This is a genomic window from Gilliamella sp. G0441, assembly GCF_050589305.1.
Taxonomy (GTDB): domain Bacteria; phylum Pseudomonadota; class Gammaproteobacteria; order Enterobacterales; family Orbaceae; genus Gilliamella.
On sequence record NZ_JBNRJF010000001.1, the window covers coordinates 443,453 to 463,371 of the forward strand.

Annotated in this window: 23 protein-coding genes; 8 read left to right on the forward strand and 15 right to left on the reverse strand. The window is 34.1% G+C overall.

Features of this window, described 5'->3' with window-relative positions; all coding sequences use genetic code 11:
- Positions 1-54 precede the first annotated feature (54 nt).
- The 11 genes from hslU to sucC all read right to left on the reverse strand — a co-directional run bounded on the left by hslU (position 55) and on the right by sucC (position 9,879).
- A complete protein-coding gene (hslU, locus tag ACKJXD_RS01930) occupies positions 55-1,383 on the reverse strand; it encodes an HslU--HslV peptidase ATPase subunit (RefSeq protein ID WP_255556762.1) in 1,329 nt (442 codons plus the stop codon).
- 27 nt (positions 1,384-1,410) lie between these two features.
- Complete coding sequence (hslV, locus tag ACKJXD_RS01935; RefSeq protein ID WP_065556332.1) at positions 1,411-1,938, reverse strand: ATP-dependent protease subunit HslV; 528 nt, start codon at positions 1,936-1,938, stop codon at positions 1,411-1,413.
- 152 nt (positions 1,939-2,090) lie between these two features.
- Positions 2,091-3,152, reverse strand: a complete 1,062-nt coding sequence (gene tolA, locus ACKJXD_RS01940) for a cell envelope integrity protein TolA (RefSeq protein ID WP_430875356.1) — start codon at positions 3,150-3,152, stop codon at positions 2,091-2,093.
- A 31-nt stretch (positions 3,153-3,183) separates the two neighbouring features.
- Positions 3,184-3,600, reverse strand: coding sequence for a colicin uptake protein TolR (gene tolR, locus ACKJXD_RS01945; protein WP_220215549.1), 417 nt, complete (start codon positions 3,598-3,600; stop codon positions 3,184-3,186).
- A gap of 2 nt (positions 3,601-3,602) precedes the next feature.
- Complete coding sequence (gene tolQ, locus ACKJXD_RS01950) at positions 3,603-4,283, reverse strand: protein TolQ (RefSeq protein WP_220215550.1); 681 nt, start codon at positions 4,281-4,283, stop codon at positions 3,603-3,605.
- Positions 4,284-4,691 carry a tol-pal system-associated acyl-CoA thioesterase gene (ybgC, locus tag ACKJXD_RS01955; protein WP_220215551.1) on the reverse strand — a complete coding sequence of 136 codons (408 nt, stop codon included), beginning with the start codon at positions 4,689-4,691 and terminating at the stop codon, positions 4,284-4,286. It lies immediately after the preceding gene.
- A gap of 169 nt (positions 4,692-4,860) precedes the next feature.
- Positions 4,861-4,974 carry a cytochrome bd oxidase small subunit, CydX/CbdX family gene (locus tag ACKJXD_RS01960; protein ID WP_220215552.1) on the reverse strand — a complete coding sequence of 38 codons (114 nt, stop codon included), beginning with the start codon at positions 4,972-4,974 and terminating at the stop codon, positions 4,861-4,863.
- Between the two features lie 9 nt (positions 4,975-4,983).
- On the reverse strand, positions 4,984-6,120 hold the full coding sequence (gene cydB / locus ACKJXD_RS01965) for a cytochrome d ubiquinol oxidase subunit II (RefSeq protein ID WP_220217300.1): 1,137 nt from the start codon (positions 6,118-6,120) through the stop codon (positions 4,984-4,986).
- 22 nt (positions 6,121-6,142) lie between these two features.
- Positions 6,143-7,714 (reverse strand): cytochrome ubiquinol oxidase subunit I, encoded by a 1,572-nt coding sequence (locus tag ACKJXD_RS01970; RefSeq protein WP_220215553.1) that lies wholly within the window; start codon positions 7,712-7,714, stop codon positions 6,143-6,145.
- 98 nt (positions 7,715-7,812) lie between these two features.
- On the reverse strand, positions 7,813-8,682 hold the full coding sequence (sucD, locus tag ACKJXD_RS01975) for a succinate--CoA ligase subunit alpha (RefSeq protein ID WP_430875357.1): 870 nt from the start codon (positions 8,680-8,682) through the stop codon (positions 7,813-7,815).
- Between the two features lie 24 nt (positions 8,683-8,706).
- Positions 8,707-9,879, reverse strand: a complete 1,173-nt coding sequence (sucC, locus tag ACKJXD_RS01980) for an ADP-forming succinate--CoA ligase subunit beta (RefSeq protein ID WP_294827286.1) — start codon at positions 9,877-9,879, stop codon at positions 8,707-8,709.
- Positions 9,880-10,059: 180 nt separating this feature from the next.
- On the opposite strand from sucC, the gene fldA reads away from it, so the two are divergent.
- The 5 genes from fldA (at position 10,060) to cls (ending at position 13,678) form a co-directional block, all read left to right on the forward strand.
- On the forward strand, positions 10,060-10,572 hold the full coding sequence (gene fldA / locus ACKJXD_RS01985; protein WP_220215556.1) for a flavodoxin FldA: 513 nt from the start codon (positions 10,060-10,062) through the stop codon (positions 10,570-10,572).
- An 84-nt stretch (positions 10,573-10,656) separates the two neighbouring features.
- A complete protein-coding gene (gene fur / locus ACKJXD_RS01990; protein WP_294827290.1) occupies positions 10,657-11,115 on the forward strand; it encodes a ferric iron uptake transcriptional regulator in 459 nt (152 codons plus the stop codon).
- Between the two features lie 66 nt (positions 11,116-11,181).
- On the forward strand, positions 11,182-11,727 hold the full coding sequence (locus tag ACKJXD_RS01995; protein WP_294827293.1) for a septation protein A: 546 nt from the start codon (positions 11,182-11,184) through the stop codon (positions 11,725-11,727).
- A 23-nt stretch (positions 11,728-11,750) separates the two neighbouring features.
- Positions 11,751-12,209 (forward strand): acyl-CoA thioester hydrolase YciA, encoded by a 459-nt coding sequence (yciA, locus tag ACKJXD_RS02000; RefSeq protein ID WP_220215559.1) that lies wholly within the window; start codon positions 11,751-11,753, stop codon positions 12,207-12,209.
- A 5-nt stretch (positions 12,210-12,214) separates the two neighbouring features.
- On the forward strand, positions 12,215-13,678 hold the full coding sequence (gene cls / locus ACKJXD_RS02005) for a cardiolipin synthase (protein WP_294827296.1): 1,464 nt from the start codon (positions 12,215-12,217) through the stop codon (positions 13,676-13,678).
- 38 nt (positions 13,679-13,716) lie between these two features.
- On the opposite strand, the gene cpdA is transcribed toward cls, so the two are convergent.
- Positions 13,717-14,544: a 3',5'-cyclic-AMP phosphodiesterase gene (gene cpdA, locus ACKJXD_RS02010; protein WP_430875358.1), complete on the reverse strand. Its 828-nt coding sequence runs from the start codon at positions 14,542-14,544 to the stop codon at positions 13,717-13,719.
- Between the two features lie 176 nt (positions 14,545-14,720).
- Positions 14,721-15,350, reverse strand: coding sequence for an ADP-ribose diphosphatase (gene nudF, locus ACKJXD_RS02015; protein ID WP_430875359.1), 630 nt, complete (start codon positions 15,348-15,350; stop codon positions 14,721-14,723).
- A gap of 139 nt (positions 15,351-15,489) precedes the next feature.
- On the opposite strand from nudF, the gene tolC reads away from it, so the two are divergent.
- On the forward strand, positions 15,490-16,839 hold the full coding sequence (tolC, locus tag ACKJXD_RS02020) for an outer membrane channel protein TolC (RefSeq protein WP_220215563.1): 1,350 nt from the start codon (positions 15,490-15,492) through the stop codon (positions 16,837-16,839).
- 93 nt (positions 16,840-16,932) lie between these two features.
- Here tolC and ACKJXD_RS02025 read toward each other — a convergent pair whose 3' ends face one another.
- Positions 16,933-17,823 (reverse strand): LysR family transcriptional regulator, encoded by an 891-nt coding sequence (locus ACKJXD_RS02025; protein WP_430875360.1) that lies wholly within the window; start codon positions 17,821-17,823, stop codon positions 16,933-16,935.
- A gap of 102 nt (positions 17,824-17,925) precedes the next feature.
- Between ACKJXD_RS02025 and ACKJXD_RS02030 the strand changes: the two genes are divergently transcribed.
- Positions 17,926-18,585, forward strand: a complete 660-nt coding sequence (locus tag ACKJXD_RS02030; protein WP_430875361.1) for an NADPH-dependent F420 reductase — start codon at positions 17,926-17,928, stop codon at positions 18,583-18,585.
- A 42-nt stretch (positions 18,586-18,627) separates the two neighbouring features.
- Positions 18,628-19,416, forward strand: coding sequence for an SDR family NAD(P)-dependent oxidoreductase (locus ACKJXD_RS02035; RefSeq protein ID WP_430875362.1), 789 nt, complete (start codon positions 18,628-18,630; stop codon positions 19,414-19,416).
- Between the two features lie 164 nt (positions 19,417-19,580).
- On the opposite strand, the gene ACKJXD_RS02040 is transcribed toward ACKJXD_RS02035, so the two are convergent.
- Positions 19,581-19,883 carry a MerR family transcriptional regulator gene (locus ACKJXD_RS02040; RefSeq protein WP_430875363.1) on the reverse strand — a complete coding sequence of 101 codons (303 nt, stop codon included), beginning with the start codon at positions 19,881-19,883 and terminating at the stop codon, positions 19,581-19,583.
- Between the last annotated feature and the right edge of the window lie 36 nt (positions 19,884-19,919).

Sequence of the window (19,919 nt, forward strand, 5' to 3'; positions counted from 1 at the left end):
AAAAATGAAAAAAGGTGAGGATACCTCACCTTTTTTTATATTTAATATAAATAATTATAAAATAAACTTGCTAAGATCTTCATCAGCAACAAGTTTATCAAGATGATCACCTACATACTTAGCATCAATAGTAATCGTTTGACCACCAAGTTCACTCGCTTCAAATGATACTTCTTCCATTAAGCGTTCTAATACGGTATGTAAACGACGAGCACCAATATTTTCATTTTGTTCATTAACTTGCCAAGCAGATTCCGCAATTTTACGAATACCATCTGCCGTAAAATCAATGTTAACTCCTTCTGTTGCCATAAGAGCCTTATATTGTACAGTTAGTGAAGCATTCGGTTCAGTTAATATGCGCTCAAAATCTTCACTTGTTAGTGCTTGCAGTTCAACTCTTATTGGTAACCGACCTTGAAGTTCAGGAATTAAATCAGATGGATTAGCTGTTTGGAAAGCACCCGAAGCAATAAATAAAATATGGTCGGTTTTCACTGCGCCATGTTTAGTTGAAACAGTACATCCTTCAACAAGTGGTAATAAATCACGCTGTACACCTTCACGTGAAACATCTGGACCCGATGAATTACCTCGTTTACAGACTTTATCAATTTCATCAATAAACACTATACCATTTTGTTCAACAGCTTCAATGGCTTCATGTTTAAGATCTTCAGGGTTAACTAATTTAGCCGCTTCCTCTTCAATCAACTGTTTGAATGCATCTTTGATTTTCATCTTGCGTGGTTTCGTTTTTTGTCCACCTAAGTTTTGAAACATAGATTGCAGTTGGCTTGTCATTTCTTCCATACCTGGAGGAGCCATGATCTCAACACCAATGTTTACTCCTGCAATTTCGATTTCGATTTCTTTATCATCAAGAGCACCTTCACGCAGTTTTTTTCTAAATGCTTGTCTTGCTGTCGAATCAGTATTATTTTCAACTTGGCCCCAACCATCTTTTGAAGGCGGCACTAGAACATCTAAAATACGTTCCTCTGCTAATTCTTCAGCACGGTTACGATTTCTTTCCATCGCTTCTTGACGAATCATCTTAACCGCAGAATCTGTCAAATCTCTGATAATTGAATCAACTTCTTTACCAACATATCCTACTTCAGTAAATTTTGTTGCTTCAACTTTAATAAATGGAGCACGAGCAAGTTTTGCTAATCGTCTTGCTATTTCAGTTTTACCAACACCAGTTGGGCCTATCATCAAAATATTTTTAGGGGTAACCTCATGTCGTAATGCTTCATCTAGTTGCATTCGGCGCCAACGGTTACGTAATGCAATTGCAACAGACCGTTTTGCTTTATCTTGCCCTATGATATGTTGGTTTAATTCGCTTACAATTTCGCGAGGGGTCATTTCAGACATAATAAAATTCTCTTAAATCAGTTTAAATTAATAATTGAGTTCTTCGATTGTTTGGAAATTATTGGTATAAACACAAATATCACCAGCAATCGATAAAGATTTTTGCACAATATCATGCGCCGATAGTGAAGTATTATCAAGTAAGGCTCGTGCAGCCGCTTGTGCATAAGGTCCTCCTGATCCTATAGCAATCAAATCATCTTCTGGTTGAATAACATCCCCTGTACCAGTGATAATCAGTGAAGCACTTTCATCAGCAACAGCAAGCAAAGCTTCTAATTTGCGTAGCATTCTATCTGTTCGCCAATCTTTTGCTAGCTCAACAGCAGATTTGGTTAAATGACCTTGATGCATTTCTAATTTACGCTCAAATAACTCAAACAGTGTAAAAGCATCAGCAGTACCACCGGCAAAACCTGCAATCACTTTATTGTTATATAAACGACGAACTTTACGTGCATTCCCTTTCATGATAATACGTTCGCCTAGTGTGACTTGACCATCTCCACCGATTACAACTTGACCTTCTCGACGGACACTGACAATTGTTGTCATATTCTGCTCCTTCTCTTACATAAATAACTATATTCGGAATGAATAGAATATATATTGGGATGATTAATCCATTTTCAACATCTTAATTTAAAGATGTTGAGGATTTATTTATATGACAATAACACTATGTTATTAAGAAAGTTTTACTAGCATTAGTTAGGAGTGTAATTAATTTTCATTAATTTTACTTCATTATAAAGTTCTTGGGAAGGAATCGGCATATGTGCTAGCTTGGCTGCTGCAACTGCCTCACGACATAATGGTTCATCACCACCTAATACTTTTAGACTCAATATCAAACCATCTGGAGCGATTAATATTTCCAGGTTACAATATTTTCCCGCATAAAGTTTGTTTGGATTAATAAACTTATTACTTATAGCTGTTCTTACCGAATTTATATATTTATTTTTTGCATCATTCGAATTACCTTTACTTGATGCAGGACTATTAGATGAACTTGGTTTACCTGAAGTGAGTCCGCCAAGAAGGTCATTGACTGCTTTTTCATTCTTGGCAGCCTCAGCTCTCTGCTTAGCTAATTGCTTCTCTTTTTTCGCCTTTTCTTGTGCTGCTTTTTTTTCAGCTTCTAATCGTTCTGCCTCTTTTTTACGTTCGGCTTCTAGCTGTTCTTGCTTCTTTCTTTCCGCCTCGATACGCTCTGCTTCTTTTTTGCGTTCCGCTTCTAGCTGTTCCTGTTTTTTTCTTTCCGCCTCAATACGTTCTGCTTCTTTTTTACGATCAGCTTCTAGTTGTTCTTGCTTCTTTCTTTCAGCCTCAATACGTTCGGCTTCTTTTTTACGATCGGCTTCTAGCTGTTCCTGTTTCTTCCTTTCCGCTTCTAATCGTTCTGCTTCAAGTTGATCTTGTTTCATTTTTTCATCAAGCTTCAAACGCTCCATTTCCAATTTTTTTAGAAGCTGTTGTTGTTCAAGCTGCTTTTGTTGTAATGCTTCAGTTTGTTTGTTTATCTGATCGTCAATTTGTTCTCTTAATCGCTGTTGATTGATTTGGCTTTGTGATTGCCTTTGTCTTTGCTCAACCATAATAGAAGGATCAACCATAATTGCATTCAGAGATTGACCATTGATGTCACCGTAACTATTACTATCATCTTGCATAACTTTATAGCATAAAATTATGATTAAAATCACATGCAAGACAATAGACACAATTATGGCCAGACTTAATTTTGAATTTGATTTTTTAAACATTGCTGACATTTTTCATTTAGATTTTTAAATATTAAATTGGTTGAGTCATCAATCCAACCGATTTAACTCCGGCAGATTGCAATAAATTCAACGCCTTTATAATTTCATCGTAGGGAACTTCCTTAGATCCACCAACCAAAAATACAGCTTTTTCATTCAAAGCCAATTGCTGTTTGGCTTCTGCAATAATTTGTTCTTGAGTAATATTTTCTTGTCGGACATCATCTACCCTAAGTGCATAAACGCCAATCCCGATAACCTCTAAAATTATTGGTTTATCAGAAGATGGAACTGTTTTCGATTCTGCTGCTTCAGGTAAATCTACTTCCACACTCTGATTCACAATTGGTGCGGTTGCCATGAAAATAAGCACTAATACTAGCAAGACATCCAGCAAAGGTACAATATTGATTTCAGATTTAGTTGAATAACGTGAACGTCTTCGCATAATTATTTCCTAACAGCAACAACTTGACGTTGTAAAATAGCAGAAAATTCATCAATAAAGTTAAGATAACTTTGTTCAATTCGACTGACTTTTAATGATAAGCGGTTATAAGCCATAACAGCAGGAATCGCTGCAAACAAACCGATGGCAGTGGCAATCAAAGCTTCAGCAATACCTGGAGCGACCAATTTTAACGTCGCTTGTTTAGCGTCACTTAAAGAAATAAATGCATGCATGATTCCCCATACAGTACCGAATAAACCGATGTATGGGCTAATTGAACCAACTGTACCTAAAAAAGGAATATGCATCTCTAAATTATCAAGTTCCCGATTCATAGCTAACCGCATGGAACGTGATGCGCCATCTAAAGCAGCTTCTGGCATGTTAGGATTGATTTGGTATAAGCGAGTGAACTCTTTAAAACCTGAATAAAAAATATGTTCTGTACCAGCAAGTTGTTCTTTACTTAATTTTGCTTTTTCAAAAAGAACATTTAACTCATCAGCAGCCCAAAAACTATTATCAAATTCTTGAATTTGTTTTTTTGCTTGACCTAAAACTCTACTTCGCTGAAATATGATTGCCCAAGATATGATTGAAAATACTAATAAAAGCAACATAACACCTTGAACGAGTAGGCCCGCATTTAAAAACAATTTAATAATATTCAGATTATCCACTTATATAAACTCCAAAACTAATGACTTAGGAAGCCCACATGGCTTCATTTTACTTATATCAACACATGCAATAATAACATTAGCTGAACTAACTACTTGCTTATCTTGATTAATAATAGTTTGCTTAAAAAAAATCGATGCTTTGCGAATTTGATCTACTTTACATGTAACCGTTAACAAATCATCTAAACGAGCTGGAAGGTGATAGTTAATATCCATCTTTTTGACAACAAAAGCAATATTTTCTTGCAATAACTTATGTTGGCTAATTCCAAGATCTCTTAACATTTCAGTTCTAGCACGTTCATAAAATGCAAGATATCTAGCATGATAAACTACCCCACCGGCATCGGTGTCTTCATAATAAACTCGGGCATTCCAATTAAATTCTTTCATACTGTCATTCATATATATAAACTCTATGAGAGTCATTATAACGAATTATCAATTATGCTGCACTATGATATAGAATTCGCCAAATGAAAACAATTATCATTTGTAACAAAATCTATTTTTAAATTGCTTAAATACGAAAAAGGTGACTAACAGTCACCTTTAGTTAATTATTCATGCTTTTTTATTGATTATTGTCGGACTCTTTATCTCCACTATGATTTTCAACCCAAAGTCCTGTAACAGCTGAAAGCATAACCGCTGCAATAATCCCGATAAACCATAAAAAGTAATACATAATAATCCCTTAATAAAGTGAATGTTTATTATTTTCAATATGATTTTTATCAAGTCGCCCAAACATTTTGATATACGACCATGTAGTATAGAACAAAATGATAGGTAAAAATATGAGCACAACAAAGAACATAATGTTAAGTGTTAATTGACTTGATGTTGAATCCCATATAGTTAAACTTGCATTAGGCATAATGCTTGAAGGAATAATGAACGGGAATGTTGCAATTCCATAAGTTAATAAAACACAAGCAATGGTTAACGTTGATAAAATAAACGATAATGCATTTTTATTCATACCTGAACAAATAATGTTAAGTAAAGGTAGTAAAATCCCCAATACAGGCACAATCCATAAAATTGGACAATTCATATAATTGCTTAGCCATGATGCATCCGTAGAAACTGTTTTATTTAATGGCTGTGATGTTGCAGAATGATCTAAAGAAGTTACAACTTCATAACCATGCATACCAAACATAACCCATACCCCAGCGAATAAAAAAGCAACCACTAAAACTACACACGATATTTGTGTTGCTTTTCTTGCTCTTAAATAAAGCTCACCTGAAGTTTTAAGCTGTAACCAAGCACCACCATGCGCAACAAATAGCATTAAGCTAACAATACCGACTAATATCGCAAAAGGATTTAATAAACCAAAAAAGTTACCATCATAGAAGACACGGTAAGATCCATCAAATCTAAATGGCACACCTTCTAATAAATTACCAAATGCCACACCAAATACCAATGCGGGAACAAAACTACCAATAAAAATTCCAGCATCCCACAAATTTCGCCATTTCGAATTTTCAAGTTTACTACGATAATCGAAACCAATTGGTCTAAAAAATAGCGCACAAAGCACTAGAATCATCGCAATATAAAAACCAGAAAACGAAACAGCATAAGCAAATGGCCATGCTGCAAAGATACCCGCTCCTGCAGTAATTAACCACACTTGGTTACCGTCCCAATGTGGCGCAATCGCATTTATCATAATACGACGTTCTGTATCTGTTTTGCCAATAATCGGAAGTAGAATCCCTACTCCCATATCAAAGCCATCAGTGACAACGAAACCAATCAATATCACGCTTATTAGCAACCACCAGATAGCACGTAGAATTTCATAATCAATCATCATTGTGTATACTCCCTTAGTCCTATTCTGTTATTGGTTGTGTCTTTTCATAATGATATTTGCCTGTACCTAAGGAACTAGGACCTAAACGAGCAAATTTAAACATTAAAAACATTTCAGCAACTAAGAACAAAGTATAAAGCCCACAAATCAATATCATCGTGAATAATACTTCACCAGGAGTTAGAGATGAATTTGCAACACCTGTAGGAAGAATATCTTGAATTGCCCATGGTTGACGACCATATTCTGCGACAAACCAACCACATTCACATGCTAGCCATGGGAATGGTAAAAATAAAACTAACATACGATGTAACCAACGTTTTTCACCAATTTTATTTTTATATGTTACCCAAACCGATAAAGCTGTTCCTAGAATCATTAACAAACCAAGACCGACCATGCCTCTAAATGACCAAAACAGAGGCCAAACAGCTGGAATAGAATCTTCAGTCGCCGCTTTAATATGCTCTTCTGTCGCTTCAGAAATGGTGAGATTATCTCTATCTGTAAATCGTTTAACTAAGTAACCGTAGCCTAAATCTGCTTTATTATCTTCAAATGCTTTAACAACAGCAGGATCCTGATTACCTTGCTGAATTTTCACCAGATTAGTATAAGCTAAAATACCTTTGCGGATTCTTGCTTCATTACTTGTCAGAATATCTTTTAACCCTATTACTTGAGTATCTAATGAACGTGTTGTCATGATGCCCATCGCATATGGTATTTCAATCGCAAATAAATTTTCTTTATTTTTTTGAGAAGGAAAAGCAATAACATTAAATGATGCTGGAGCAGGTTGAGTTTCCCATTCCGCTTCGATAGCAGCAAGTTTAGCCGGTTGAACGGTTGTCATTTCATGGCCAGCTTCATCACCCATAATTGCAACAATGATAGAAGCTATAAATCCAAACATGGCCGCAACAGCAAAAGAGCGTTTTGCAAACTGAACATCACGTTTTTTAAGTAAATAGTAAGAACTGATACTTAATACAAATATTGCACCTGTTAAATAACCTGCGGCAACAGTATGTACAAATTTATATTGTGCAACCGAATTAGTAATTAACTCATAAAAGTTTGCCATTTCCATACGTGAGTTAATAGGATTGAAATCAGAACCTATTGGGAACTGCATCCAACCATTAGCCACAAGAATCCATAAAGCAGAAAAATTAGAACCAAATGCTACACACCATGTCACTAACAGGTGTTTTCCTCGACTCAGTCTATCCCAACCAAAAAAGAATAAACCAACCATTGTTGATTCTAGGAAGAATGCCATCAAACCTTCAATTGCTAATGGCGCGCCAAAAATATCACCGACGTAATGTGAATAATAAGACCAGTTAGTGCCAAATTGAAACTCCATTGTTAAACCAGTTGCTACACCAACTGCAAAGTTGATTGCAAATAGCTTACCCCAAAATTTGGTCATATCCTTCCAGACTTGCTTACCACTAACAACATATACAGTTTCCATTATCGCTAGCATAAAGGCTAGTCCTAGCGTCAATGGGACAAAAATAAAATGATACATTGCCGTGAGTGCAAATTGGAGGCGTGATAGTTCTACTATATCTAACATGATTGCTCCCTTTCCTCTAATGCCCACAAAAATATTACGTTTCTAAATATTGTACACCAATATTTTGATAATAAAAATTGATGAATGTCAAAAAAACGTCACTTAAACTGTTTTTTTACTGCATCACCAATTTCAGTAAGACTATTCACAACAGTGATACCAGCAGCTTTTAATACTTTCACTTTTTCTTCCGCTGTTCCTTTGTTACCCGATATTATTGCACCCGCATGCCCCATACGTTTACCTACAGGAGCTGATACGCCTGCGATATAGGCAATCACTGGCTTACTGACAAATTTTTTAATATATTCAGCTGCTTCTTCTTCTGCACTGCCACCTATTTCTCCAATCATGACAATTGCTTTTGTTTTCGGATCTTGTTCTAAAAGCGCTAAAATAGAAATAAAATCACTACCAGGGATAGAATCCCCTCCGATACCAATACAAACAGATTGACCAAGTCCAATATCTGTTGTTTGTTTAACCGCTTCATAAGTTAGTGTACCAGATCGAGACACGATACCAACATGACCTGCTAAATGAATATGAGCAGGCATAATACCAATCTTACATTCATCAGGAACAATAATACCGGGACAATTTGGTCCTATCATTATTACATCGGTCTCTTTTAATTTTTCTTTAATAACCAACATATCTAAAGTTGGAATGCCTTCAGTAATACAGACAATTAATTTAATGCCTGCTTCTATAGCCTCAAGTATAGAATCTTTACCAAATGCTGCCGGTACATAAATCACACTTGCCGTTGCTCCTGTTGCATCAACGGCTTCTTTAACAGTATTAAAAACGGGCAATCCTAAATGGACAGTTCCTCCTTTACCAGGAGTAACTCCCCCGACTAGCTTAGTACCATATTCAATAGCTTGTTGCGAATGAAAGGTCCCTTGACTACCTGTAAAACCTTGACAGATAACCTTAGTATTTTTGTTAATCAAAATAGACATAATAACGTTTCTCCACCTTTCTTATTATTTTGCAACAGTAACGATTTTTTGTGCTGCGTCAGTTAAACTTTCAGCTGTCATCACATTCAATTTACTTTCAGTTAAAATCTTTCTCGCCAATTGTGCATTATTACCTTCTAGTCTGACGACCACAGGAACGGTTAAACCAATTTCTTTTATTGCAATAATAATCCCTTCAGCAATTAAATCACAACGGACTATCCCACCAAAAATATTAACTAAAATAGCGCTGACGTTTTTATCTGATAATATGAGTTTAAAGGCTTCTGTAACACGTTCTTTAGTCGTTCCCCCCCCAACATCTAAGAAGTTAGCTGGTTGGCCACCATAAAGCTTGATAATATCCATCGTCGCCATCGCAAGACCTGCGCCATTGACCAAACAACCAATATTACCATCTAGCGAAACATAACTAATTCCATGCTTAGCCGCGATTGATTCACGTACATCTTCTTGCGTTGTATCTCTTAAAATATTTAAATTAGGGTGTTTAAATAGTGCATTATCATCCAAGACTATTTTAGCATCTAAACAAATTAAATCTTCCGAATCGGTAATAACTAAAGGATTAACTTCCGCTAAAGACATATCATTTTCTAAAAATAAGGTAGCAAAGTTAACAAACAGTTTAGCGAATTGATTAATAAGTTTTCCAGATAATCCTAATTTAAAAGCTAACTCTCTTCCTTGAAACGCACAAGGCCCAGTTAATGGATCAAGCGCAACTTTATGAATCAAATGAGGGGATTTTTCAGCAACACTTTCGATATCAACCCCACCTTCAGTTGAAGCCATAATAACGACACGTTTAATACTGCGATCAATCACAGCACCTAAGTAGAGTTCTTTTTGAATATTGGAAGCTTTTTCAATTAAAATTTGATTGACTGGTTGACCTTCAGATGTGGTTTGATAAGTCACAAGATGCTGACCTAACCATTTTTCAGCAAAAAGTTTTATTTGATTAAAATCATTGGTGCATATTACGCCACCAGCCTTACCTCGACCACCTGCATGAACCTGACATTTTGCTACCCATGCACCTAACTCGGATTTTGATGCTAATTCAGCTAGCGTGTCTTGAACTTCATCAATTGAGTTACAAACAAAACCTTCAGGCACGGGTAAATTATATTGCTTAAAAAGAGATTTGGATTGATATTCATGCAGGTTCATAAAGAAATTCCATGACTTAAGTTAATATTAAAAAATAGTCACAATTCTAATGCAAGATAAATAAATTGTGTAGTAAATAATATCTTATATTTATTGTATTTGAGAATTATTGCTGATAATAAGTGACAATGATATACTCAAAAGCTAATTTAATATCGTAATAATTGTAAAGGTAAAAATATGAAACAAGTTGGGATTTTTTTTGGTAGTGACACAGGTAATACAGAAAAAGTTGCTGAACAAATCCAACTCATTTTAGGGAGTGATAAAGCAGATCTTTTTGATATTCGAAACGCTACAAAAGAGCATATAGAAAAATATGACTACCTTTTTTTCGGCATTTCAACTTGGTATTATGGTGATCCACAAGCTGATTGGGAAGACTTTTTTCCTAACCTTGAACAAATCGATTTTAATGGAAAAACTGTTGCTATCTTTGGTTGTGGTGACCAAGAAGATTACGCTGAATTTTTCTGCAGTGCAATGGGCATGTTACGTGATATTATTGAACCTAATGGCGCCAAAATAGTTGGGCATTGGCCAATTGAAGGCTACAATTTTGAGGAATCTAAAGGTTTAGTAGATGATGACCATTTTATTGGTTTAGCTATAGATGAAGATCGTCAACCAGAATTAACCACAGAACGTATTCAAACTTGGGTTAAACAAGTTAAAGCAGAAATGAATATTTAATCTATTGAAATGATTTCTTTTATTTTCCGTTCATCATTTTTATAATAAACAATTTATAGCAACTAAACTATATTGGGATGTAATATGACAAATCATGATAGAGATAATAATGCAGCGCTGAAAAGTGCGGGTTTAAAGGTTACATTGCCTCGTTTAAAAATACTAGAATTGCTGCGTGACCCTTCGTGCCAGCATATTACCGTAGAAGATCTTTATAAAAAGTTACTTGATATGGGAGAGGAAATCGGTCTTGCTACCGTTTATCGCGTGCTGAATCAATTTGATGATGCAGGGATTGTCACTCGCCATAACTTTGAAGGTGGGAAAGCAGTTTTTGAACTTGCAACACAACAACATCATGACCATTTAATTTGTTTAGATTGTGGTGAAGTCTTTGAATTCCGTGATGAAGTGATCAATGCGAGGCAAAAGGAAATCGCTGAACAATATGGTGTGAAATTAACTTTTCATAGCCTTTATCTTTATGGTCATTGTGATTCCGGTAACTGCAAAAAACACCCTGAACTTCATGCTAAAAAATAAGCCTATTTTATAGGCTTTTTTTACTTTTCAAATTATCGTAATTCTTCTGTTAGGTTAGTAATTAAAATGAAACAGCTTTTAAACTTTATCCCACTTGTTGTCTTTTTTGTCTTTTTGACAATGTATGATATTTTTGTTGGTGTTCAAGCATTAATGATTGCATCATGTGTATCACTTGTTATTGGAATGATTTTATACAAAAAAATTGATAAAGTAGAATTAATTTCCTTTTTGATGGTGATGATTTTTGGTGGTATTACGCTCGCCACAAAAGAAGCGATATTCATAAAATGGAAAGTAACAATTATTAATTTTTTATTTGCATCTGTTCTATTAATCAGTCAATCTATATTTAAGAAAAACTTAATTCAAAAAATGTTAGGCAAAGAGTTACAATTAGATGACATTATTTGGAATAAACTGAATTTAATATGGATAGTCTTTTTTATACTTTGTGGAACGTTCAGTTTGATTGCAACTTATTATATGTCTGATAACTTTTTTTGGAAATTTAAAGTATTTATTTTACCCATTTTATCATTGTTATTATCTTTGATTTCAGGAATTTATATTTTCAAAAATATTGATAAAAAAGATCTAGAAAGTAAATAGCATATGCAGGAGTATCTTTAAATATGAGACAAAATATTGAAAGTCCTAAAGGACAATTAGTACTAAGAACACTTGCTATGCCTTCGGATACCAATCCTCATGGACATATTTTTGGTGGTTGGATTATGTCTCAGATGGATCTCGCTGGGGGAATTTTATCGAAAGAAATAGCTAAAAACCGAGTTGTAACTGTTAATGCTAGCAGTATTACTTTTCATAAACCAGCAATGGTGGGAGATGTCGTGTGTTGTTATGCGCATTGCCTAAAAACAGGTAGAACATCAATGACTATCGCTATTGAAGTTTGGATTAAAAAATTAATCGACACAGAAGATACAACTCAACGTTTTCGTATCACGGATGCTGTTTTTACCTATGTTTCAGTTGATAAGCATAATAATCCCAAGCCATTGCCTGAAATATTTCAATATTTTGATTGTAACAAAGATCCAATTAGTAAACTAAATCTTAATAATAGTTAATAAATATGCAATTATACTCATTTCATACATTAGTTAGTACGTTGATATTTCTGATATATTGGTTGCTGATTGTTGCAACCACATTACGTATTGTCTTCAAACGAAGACCAACAACTTATGTGATTGCATGGATGTTAATTATCTATATTTTACCTATTGTTGGAATCATACTCTATTTCGCAATCGGTGAGGCACATTTAGGACAACAACGAGTAAAACGAGCTCAGCAAATGCGTCCTACTATTGCTAAATTTATTCAAAGACTTGAAGATTTTCCTGATATTTTTACAACAAAAGTTAGTCAAGTCAGCAAACCTATATTTCAATTATGTAAACATCAGACTGGACTTGATGGTATAAATGGCAACCATATTGAGCTACTGAGCGAAACTGATGAGATATTTGATCGCTTAATTAATGACATTAATCAAGCAACCTCGAATATTGAAATGGTATTTTACATTTGGAATGAAGGTGGTAGAGCCAATGAAGTTGAAAATGCACTAATCGCAGCAACAAAGCGTGGAGTAATTTGTCGTTTAATGGTGGATTCAGCTGGTAGCCGACACTTTATTAAAACCAATGCAAGTAAACGTATGCGTGATGCGGGAATCATAATTGTTGAAGCTCTTAAAGTAAATTTACTTCGTTTTATGTTTAGACGACTTGATTTACGTCAACATCGCAAAGTAGCTATCATTGATAACTATATATCTTATACTGGTAGTATGAATATTGTCGATCCACGTTTTTTTAAACAAAATAAACACATTGGTAAATGGGTCGATATCATGGTACGAATGAATGGCCCCGTTACAACATTGATGGGTGCAATATATGCCAGTGATTGGGAGTTAGAAACAGGTAAATATTTAGCCCTACCACAAATTACAGATTTTGCAGAACCGCCTGAAGACAAAAAACATATTATGCAACTCATTGCTTCAGGGCCAGGATATACTGAAAATATGATTCATCAAGTACTATTGACAGCAATCTATTCTGCACAAGAACAAATTATTTTTACTACCCCTTACTTAGTTCCTAGTGATGACATACTCCATGCTGTTGTTACCGCGGCTCAGCGAGGAGTAGAAGTTATCATTATAGTACCAAAAAAGAATGACTCTCTAATGGTTAAATGGGCCAGTCGAGCTTTCTTTTCCGAACTATTGGATGGGGGGGTCAAACTTTATCAATTTAATGATAACTTGTTACATACTAAAAGTGTACTAATCGATAATCAGCTTAGTCTTGTCGGTACGGTAAATTTAGATATGCGAAGTTTATGGCTTAATTTTGAAATTACAACGGTTATTGATGATGCTGAATTTGCAAACTCATTATCTATCCTATTGCAAAAATATTTATCACAATCAGATCCTGTCAATGTATCCGAATGGAAAAAACGCCCAATTTGGCAACATATTATTGAACGGCTATTTTACTTTTTTGCTCCGTTATTATAATAAAATTTAAATCATTTGGTATTCAAAACGGATAATTATTAGTAGCCGTTTTGAGACAGATCGGGTTGAAACTGGTTGCTATTTATTCGAAAAACATCGGTTTGTATTTCTCCATCTTTACCAAGTTTAATTTCTCGCCAACCGGGTGCCTCTACAGATAAATTAAACTCATAGGATGCCTGTTTAAATTGCACGCAAGTTGAAGGTGTCGAAAATGCTTTGCAACCATACCAAGAATGCATTTGATTTTGATGTATATGCCCCCACCCTACTCCACTTATTTTAGGATAGTTTTGGATGATATTTTTCAATTGATCACTATTTTTCAATATATGTTGATCTAGCCAATGACATCCTGACTCGATAGCGTGATGATGTAAAAAAACAAGAGCATATCTATCATTATAGTTTTCAAGCGTTTTTCGTAAAAACGCTAGCTCTAAATCAGATAAGTAACCATATGCTTGTCCTACTACTTGACTATTTAACAAAATTAAAAGCCAATTATCACCCAATAAAACAACTTTATTTTCAGCTAGTTGGTAATCTTTAAAAATAATCTGCATGTAAGCATAGTTATCATGATTTCCGGCTAGCCAGACACAAGGCGTATTTAATTTTTGGATTTGCTTTGCAAATAACGAGTAAGCTTCTTTAGAGCCATCTTGTACAAAATCACCTGTTGCTACAATCAAATCATATTGTTTTTTTAGAGATTTTATCTCATCAATAACAGAGAGAAAACTTGCATTTGAATCAACACCTAATAACTGATTATTATCATTAGCAAATAAATGCGTATCAGTAATATGCAATATATTACCGAAATCGCTATTTTTTATTGGAAGGTGTAAAAATGACTGCAAAATTTACCTCAGCATCTGTTTTTATTTACAATTTTTATTATCAACTTAGTCATTAAATAGGACATTATGATTGGCTTTGATATTTATTTTTTTATTATAAATTCAAGTACGCTTACAAAGTGTAAAATGGATCACATTTTTATGAAAGAAAAAATTAAATGTGATCACTTAAAATTTTATTTCCATTCTTTCTGTAACAACGCATAATTGAGCTGTAACCATTGAATTGCAATAATTGATGCAGCATTATTGATAACTCCTTCTTGAACCCATCGATAAGCTTGCTCTCGACTGATTACGTGCACTTTAATATCTTCGTTTTCTTCGGCTAATCCATGAATTCCTTTAGCTGTTGAGGAATCAACTTCACCAACTAATATGTGCAGTTTTTCAGTTAATCCACCTGGCGATGCTAAATAACTAATAACAGGTTTGCAACGCCCTATCGTTATTCCCGCTTCTTCTATGGCTTCTCGTCTTGCAACATCTTCACATGACTCATTATCATGATCCATCATGCCAGCAATAAGTTCTAATAACCATGGACTATTTTGGGTTTCGATAGCCGCTATACGGATTTGCTCAATCATCACGATTTGATCGCGTTTACTATCATAAGCTAATAATACTACAGCATGACCGCGTTCTAAAATCTCTCGAGAAACTAATTCGCTTTTAGTTCCATCGAATTTACGATATTGAAAACGATACTCAAGCAAAGAAAAAAAACCTTTATATAAAACACGTTTAGTTAAATTAAACACATCTTTTTTGTCAAAAAGGATCGGATTATTATTAATTTTCATATAAATTCTCAATTTTAGACTAAATTTTAATAAAAAGTGCGGATAGCAAGCAAACTATGCTTACTATATCTTATTTATCTGTTAAAATTATACAATTAAAAATACTACAATATTTGAATGTTTTTTAAAGAGAAAATTGATGAAAAAAACTTTAACTTTTCTAATCGGCTTAGCGTTAAGCCACTCTGTCTTTGCAGAGAATTTGGTTCAGGTTTATGAACAAGCAAAGATAACTAATCCGGATTTGCGCAGTTCATTAGCTGAAAAAGACAAAGCCTATTCAGCCATCTCTGGATCTCGTGCCAGTTTATTACCACAAATAGGTTTAAGTGCCTCTTATGGTGTCACACATGGTCGTCGAGACTATAGCGGTATCAAATCGAAAAGTGGTAATTTATATCAATTAACTTTATCGCAAAGTCTTTTTGATTATTCTAACTGGAAAGCTTTAGATATCACTAAAAAGCAAGCCACGATTGCAGATATCGCTTACCAGTATCAAGGACAAACCTTAATATTAAATACTTCCGTTGCTTATTTTAATGTTTTAAAAGCGCTTGATGCATTAAGTTTTATTGATGCTCAGAAAAAAGCGATTGGACGTCAATTAGAACAAACACGTCAACAGCACCAAGTTGGATTAGTGGCAATCACCGACGTGCAAAATGCTCAAGCTAATTACGATCTTACTCTTGCACAACAAGTTAATGCATTAAATGACTTAAATAATGCAATTGAAGATTTACGCCAAGTTAGTGGTCGTTTTTATTCTAAACTAGCAACCATTAATACGAATACGTTTAAAACTGAAGCACCAACTGCAATTAGTGCATTGTTAAAACAATCAGAAACGTCTAATCTTAATTTGTTAACAATGAAACTTAACCAAGATATTGCTCGTGAACAAATCAAGCTTTCTCAATCAGGACATTTGCCAACTGCAAGTTTAGATGCTTCAACAAATTTAAATAAAACTGATAGATATGGTCGCAATACAGGGCCAAATGGTGGCAATGGTAAAACTTATTCTGGCAATAATTATGTAGGTCTAAGTGTAAATTTACCTATCTTCTCAGGCGGAGCAACGACTTCGAAAGTTGAGCAAGCACAGCATAACTACATTAGCTTTAGTGAAAAACTTGAGAGTACAAATCGTGCTGTAATCAACCAAGTTCGTTCTTCTTATAATAATATCTCTTCATCAATCAGCGCCATCAAGGCTTATCAACAAGCAGTGGTTTCAGCTGAAAGTTCATTAGAAGCGACAAACTCGGGCTACCAAGTTGGAACACGAACAATAGTTGATGTACTTAATGCAACGACACAACTTTATAGCTCAAAAAGAAACTTGTCTGATGCAAAATATAATTATCTAACCAGTTTATTACAGTTAAAATATGCTGTAGGTACGTTAACTGCTAATGACTTAGTTTATTTAAACAGTATGTTAGGTAAAGACGTAACGACATTAGTTACCATCAATAATTAATTTATTGTGGTTATTTTAATAAAAAGGCGATTAACTCGCCTTTTTTTATACCTAATCATTAATGATAAATGTTTTTTAACTAAACCTGAAACTCTAAGACATAGCATTAGTCACAAATTCAGTAAACATTTTCATTTTTGGTAATGGTTGTCTATCGGCGGTATAAAGCATGTGCACTTCTCTGGCAGGCGGTAAAAAATTTTGCAATATAGGCAGTAACTTATTTTGCTTAATGGGCTCAATTAGCATAGATTCAGGTAACATTGTTATACCCAACCCTTCGATAGCAGCAATAGCTAAAGCAGAAGTATCATTGGTTTGTAATAAGCCAGATATAGGAAGATTACATGATTTGCCATTAACGGTAAAAGGCCATACATAATCATTTTTATTCCGATTTACATATTGATAAATTAAACATTGATGGTGTTTTAAATCCTCCGGTACAGCAGGTATGCCATTTTGAGCCAAATAACTGGGTGATGCAGCAAAAATAAGTTGAAAAGGTTTGAGCTTTCTTCCAATTAAACCCGAATCATTTAATTGCCCAATTCGAAATAAAATATCAAAATCGTCTTTTACAATATCGACATAACGATCACTCAATTGAATATCTATATTGAGTTTAGGATAGCATTTCATAAAGCGACTAATAACTGGAATGAGATTATAATGCCCATAACTAACTGGCGCACTAATCCTTAGTCTACCTTTAGGTTCATCAATAAATTGTTGTGCTAATACTTTAGATTCTGCTATTTCACCAAGAATTAATTTAGAACGCTGATAATACTGTTTACCAAATTCAGTAAGATTTTGTGAGCGTGTCGTTCGATTAAGTAGTTTTAAACCTAAATATTTTTCTAAAAAAGCGATATATTTAGTCACCATTTGCGGCGATGTATTTAAAGAAACTGATGTAGCGACAAAAGATCCCGTTTCTACAGTTAATACAAACGCCTCCATACACTTTAAAAGATCCATATTATCAACCTCCAGTTGTTAATAAATTAATTAATATCATATTTATTCTCTACCATTTTATAATGATAATACAACAAAATAATTAATGATATGGAGCTTTACATGAAAAAAATAGGTATTATTGGTGCAGGTTTTGTTGGTCAAGCATGCGCTAAATTGTTTATCCAAGCTGGATATCAAGTTATGCTTAGTAATTCAAGAGATAAAAAATCGTTATACAGTGTCGCTAGCAGTTTAGGTTGTCAAATAGGTAGCCAGCAAGAAGCAATTGAATTCAGCGATCTTATTTTAGTCGCTATTCCATTCATTAATTACACTCTTTTGCCAAAAGATCTGCTCAGTAAAAAAATCATCATCGACACAATGAATTACTACCCAGATCGTGATGGTCATTTTGAACAACTAGATAACCATCAAATTACAACAAGCGAACTTGTCGCTCAACATCTTGACCAGTCTAAAATTGTCAAAGCATTTAATGCAATACTTGCCAAAGACATTGTTAAAGATGCCAAGCCGGATGATAAAACAGACCGAAGAGCACTCCCAGTTGCTGGTAATGATATGCCAAGCAAACAAATTATATTCAATTTACTAGAACAAGTTGGATTCGATTATATCGATACCGGAGATTTATCTCAAAGTTGGCGATTTGAACGAGCAAAACCTGCTTATTGTGTACCTCTAAATCGAGACCAGTTATCTGAAGCACTAGCTAAAGCTTCAAAAGAAGAAGAATTACCCCATAATTCATGGAAATAATAATAAATATTAATCTTATTCAAATATGAAAAAGGAAAGAAAATGATCAATAATGAAAAAAAATACACGGCAATAACCGGCGCCAGTTCTGGCATTGGTTATGCCTGTGCACTTGAATTTGCTAACCGCAATAAAAATCTAATATTAATAGCAAGAAGAGAACAACAACTGCAAGCATTAAAACAAAAAATAGCTGAAGTGAACCCAAATATCCAAGTCATTATCAAAATTTGTGATTTATCTCAAGCAACTAATGTTCATTCTCTGTTTGAGCAATTAAATAGCTATTACATTGAAACATGGATAAATAATGCGGGTTTCGGACATTATGGAAGCGTTGAAGATCAAAATTTAGAGAAAATACAATCCATGTTACATTTAAATATTGAAGCTTTAACTATTTTATCCACACTTTATGTCCAGAAATATCATAATAAACCTGATACACAGCTAATAAATATCTCATCAAGAGGTGGATATACTATAGTACCTAATGCAGTTACCTATTGCGCCACTAAATTTTACGTTAATGCCTTCACGGAAGGATTAGCACAAGAGTTAAAACAAGCAAAAGCAAAATTGACGGCAAAAGTTTTAGCACCAGCTGCGACCAAAACGGAATTTGGTCAAAAAGCGAATAATATTAATGAATATGACTATGATAAAAGTTTTAACCAATATCACACAGCAGAACAAATGGCTGGTTTTTTAATGAAATTATATGATAGTGATCAAACTATCGGAGAAATCAGCACTAAAGATTTTTCATTTTCTTTAAAAAATAGCATATTGCCTTATTCTGGCAATCCTTCAGAAAATCAAAAAAGTTAGATAATTAATTAGATAGATGACAATTAAACAGCATTTAAACGATATCCTACTCTTTAGCTCAAAACCATCATTTAATAGTGTTTTGAGCTTTTTTTATCTAACGGTTTCAACTTAAATATCGTTGTTCAAAAAGTTTTCAAAAAATTGCCCCAAATTTTTTAAAATTACATTTGAATTAAATTCATCAGCGACCCAATCTTGGCAATTCTTTCTTCAACTTTTTTGGCTGCTCCGTCTAACGAATAACCATCATCAATCAATTCTTGAATGAGGATTATCTTTTTAATGTTCGCTAAATCAAATTGACGTGATTTAGATTGTGGATCCACTGTTTTGATAATGCCTTTTTCTTCCCAATAACGCAATTTTCTTACTGGAATTTTAGTCATTTCAGAAACTTCCCCAATACCAACAATTACCGTTGATAAAAAATTATCATAAGAATTTTTTAAGGATTTTTTTTCCATATCAAAAACCTATTTATACTTAAAGTAAAAACCTAT